The sequence below is a fragment of the Dokdonella sp. genome, assembly GCF_049593775.1.
In the GTDB taxonomy this organism is placed as follows: domain Bacteria; phylum Pseudomonadota; class Gammaproteobacteria; order Xanthomonadales; family Rhodanobacteraceae; genus Dokdonella.
On sequence record NZ_JBAWHJ010000128.1, the window covers coordinates 1 to 3,258 of the forward strand.

The window sequence follows — 3,258 nt, forward strand, 5'->3', positions numbered from 1 at the left end:
GGCTCAGCCAACATTTACGGTGCAAGCATCGGCAGCCTGGCAGCGGTATTCATCGTACGCCGAATCGAGTGGAGGCCGGCGCTAGGCATCCTGTTCGCACTGCTGATGGCGATCGACCTGGGATCCACCCTGATCACCGATCCACTCATGCTGACCATCGTGCGCGCCGGCCACGGATTCATTGGCGGCATGTCGGTCGGCATCGTCTATTCGGTTATGGCACGCCTGAATTCACCTGATCGCGCGTTCGGCATGCTGCTCGTTCTGCAATTCGGACTCGGTGGTCTTGGCGTGATGTTCCTTCCACTGCTGGTGCCGGTCTATGGCACCCAGATCCTGTTCTATGTGCTGGCCGCACTGACCGCGCTGGCCCTGGTTTCGATGCTCGCGATTCCCACCGTGCTGGGCAAGAACCAGAGCAAGGCCGACCTCGCCGCGATTCCGGCGACTTATCGCAAACTCACCGTCATCCTCGCCTTGCTGGCCATCTTCCTGTTCCAGGCCGGCAACATGTCACTGGCCGCATTTATTATCCGGCTGGGTGAAGATGCCGCCTTGTCGCGTGATTTCATCGGCCAGGCGCTGGGCTGGGCTACCTGGATCGGCGCGGCCGGTGCCGGTCTGGTCATTTTCATGGGTACCCGCTTCGGCCGCATGCGTCCGCTGATTGCGGCCTTCCTGTTGACCCTCGCCGGAACCGCCGGATTCTTCTGGAGCGCCAGCCAACCGATCTTCCTGATCGCGAATGTCGGCACCGCCATCACCTGGTCATTCGTGGTGCCGTATTTGTTCGGCATGATTTCCCGGCTCGATGCCAGCGGACGCCTGGCCACGCTGGGCGGCTTTGTTTCGAAATGTGGCCTCGCTACTGGCCCGCTCGCGGGGGGTCTGTTGCTGCGTGGCGGCAACTTCGATCTGCTGATCTGGTTTGGCATCCTGGTACTGGCGCTTTCCTCGATCGCTGCGGTGTTCGCGACGATCCAGGTCGATCAATTGGAGAAAACGGCGTGACCCAAACGAACAAACCACGCACTACTCTTGATCTGGCCGACCCGGGTCTGCTGCGCATGCAATGCCTGATCGCCGGCGAGTGGCGCGATTCCGCCACACCGAACACCTGCGAGGTAAAAAATCCCGCCAATGGCGATGTGCTTGGCACGGTGCCGGACTTCGGCGCAGACGAAACCAACCAGGCCATCGACGCGGCCAAAGCCGCGTTTCCAGCCTGGGCCAAGAAGACCGCAAAGGAGCGCGCGCACCTCCTGCGCCGCATGTACGAATTGATGCTCGAACACCAGGATGATCTGGCCCGCATTCTTACCGCCGAACAGGGCAAGCCGCTGGCCGAAGCCAAAGGCGAAATCGTCTATGCCGCGAACTTCCTCGAATGGTTCGGCGAGGAAGCCAAACGCATGTACGGCGATGTCATACCGGGCCATGCCGTCGACAAGCGCATCATGGTCCTGCGTCAGCCGATCGGCGTCGTCACCATGATCACGCCATGGAATTTTCCCTCCGCCATGCTGGCGCGCAAGATCGGGCCGGCGCTGGCCGCGGGTTGTACCGTGGTCTGCAAACCGGCACTGCAGACACCGTATTCGGCACTCGCCTATGGCGTGATCGCCGAACGCGCCGGCCTGCCGCCCGGCGTACTCAACATAGTCACCGGCAGCCGCTCGTCGGCAATCGGCGGGGCCATGACTTCTCATTCCGCCGTGCGCAAGTTGAGCTTCACCGGCTCGACCGGCGTTGGCAAGAAACTGATGGCGCAATGCGCCGAGGGCATGAAGCGCGTATCGCTCGAACTGGGTGGCAATGCGCCGTTCATCGTGTTCGATGATGCCGACCTCGATGCGGCAGTCGAAGGTGCAATCGCCAGCAAGTATCGCAACACCGGGCAAACCTGCGTCTGCGCAAATCGCCTGTTCGTGCAGGATGGCGTGTATGACGCATTCGCCGCAAAGCTGGCCAGCGCTGTAAGTGCCTTGCGCGTCGGCAACGGCCTGCAGGGCGTTACCGATCAGGGCCCACTGATTGACGAGAGCGCACTGGCCAAGGTCGAGGAACATGTCGTCGATGCCGTGTCCAAGGGTGCCAGGATCCTCAGTGGCGGCAAGCGGCATGCGCTGGGTGGTACGTTCTACGAGCCGACCCTGCTCGCTGATGTCGATGCCAGCATGCTGATTGCCAACGAAGAGACCTTCGGACCGGTGGCGCCGCTGTTCCGTTTCAGCACTGAAGATGAAGTGATCGCGAAGGCCAACGACACCGAGTTCGGCCTGGCCGGCTATTTCTACACGCGTGATCTGGCCCGCAGCTGGCGTGTAGCCGAGGCGCTGGAATGCGGCATCATCGGCATCAACACCGGCATCATCTCGACCGAGGTCGCACCGTTCGGCGGCGTCAAGCAATCCGGCACCGGTCGCGAGGGTTCCAGGTACGGACTCAACGACTACACCGAACTCAAGTACATCGGCATCGGCGGTATCTGAGATGCACGTGCGCATGTTTGCACTGCTGTTCGCCGCGGCCATTCCCTCGGCAGCCTGCGCTCGCGAGGCGCTCGATCACGAGGCCATGCTCTCGGGCAAGTACCGAAGCAGTGTCGATCTGTCCGCCTTTGCGCCGGATGCCGATGCCGTTGCACCCACGCAGCGGTTCGAAGGCCGCCTGCGCCTGCGCGGCGAGCCTTCGACGCGCACCCTGGTGGCCGACAAAAACTATCTGAGCAGCAAGGACATTCGTCAGGCCCGGAGCTTCCCGGACGACTTCGATTTCGAGTTCGTGCAATTCGAAGACGCTCTGATTCCGGTCCGGCGCGGGCCCATCCGCAGCACGCATGACTGGTGGGAATTCGTTCTCGAACCCGGCAGGGTCTGGGACGAGCCCGGCGACCAGGGATTCACGCGCGCCGCGATTCCATTCGCGCTGACCGAGAAGAACGCCAACTGCACGCACAACGGCGTGCTGATGGTCCTGTTCAAGGATGACCGCGTGCTGAAACATGCTGCCGTGCAGATCAGCAGCGAGACCTGTCTCTACCTGCAGTTCGATCTGTGGGGAATGCTCAGTGCCGAATACACGCCGCTGGAAGTGCAGGGCGCAGACGCCGTCATCGCTGCATACCAACGCGAAGTAGCAGCGCGGATACCCACCAGGCCATTGGCTGCACTTACTGAAGAATTCCCCGGCATCGACGTGGCCTATCTGGCCACTGCCGCCAACGCTGCGGAGACCCGCCACGGCGTCGTCTACAAG

General features: G+C 62.1%; 3 protein-coding genes. All 3 read left to right on the forward strand.

Annotated features, from left to right (window positions below; translation table 11 throughout):
• Positions 1-1,011 (forward strand): hypothetical protein (locus WBP53_RS04390; RefSeq protein WP_423926325.1); only part of this gene is annotated, 1,011 nt, incomplete at its 5' end.
• Positions 1,008-2,492, forward strand: coding sequence for an NAD-dependent succinate-semialdehyde dehydrogenase (locus WBP53_RS04395; RefSeq protein WP_423926327.1), 1,485 nt, complete (start codon positions 1,008-1,010; stop codon positions 2,490-2,492). The genes WBP53_RS04390 and WBP53_RS04395, both read left to right, overlap by 4 nt.
• 7 nt (positions 2,493-2,499) lie before the next feature.
• Positions 2,500-3,258 (forward strand): hypothetical protein (locus tag WBP53_RS04400; RefSeq protein WP_423926329.1); only part of this gene is annotated, 759 nt, incomplete at its 3' end.